This window comes from Tatumella ptyseos ATCC 33301, assembly GCF_000735525.1.
Lineage (GTDB): Bacteria > Pseudomonadota > Gammaproteobacteria > Enterobacterales > Enterobacteriaceae > Tatumella > Tatumella ptyseos.
This window is the reverse complement of the sequence record NZ_JMPR01000084.1, coordinates 1-263: the sequence shown is the minus strand read 5'-3', so window position 1 is coordinate 263 and position 263 is coordinate 1. Positions and strand designations below refer to the sequence as shown.

Annotated in this window: 1 protein-coding gene; it reads left to right on the top strand. The window is 46.4% G+C overall.

Annotation, left to right across the window (positions count from 1 at the left end):
* Window positions 1–80: 80 nt before the first annotated feature.
* Window positions 81–263, top strand: a 183-nt coding sequence (locus tag GTPT_RS16645; protein ID WP_038011194.1) for a transposase, incomplete at its 3' end; no start/stop codon positions are given.

Here is a 263-nt window from a genome sequence, read left to right as displayed (position 1 = left end):
TGACCTTCCCCCTTTATTCAGTACCGTTGTAAAGTAGAGTTTTCGGCCTTTCTTTTCCTTCCCAAAAGAGGTCATTCGTTATGAAAAAGACACGTTATACCGAGGAACAAATCGCTTTTGCACTCAAACAGGCTGAAACCGGCACTCGCGTCGAGGAAGTCTGCAGAAAGATGGGGATTTCTGAGGCGACGTTTTACAATTGGAAAAAGAAATTTGGCGGTATGGGCGTGACAGAATTGCGCCGTCTGCGGCAACTTGAAGAC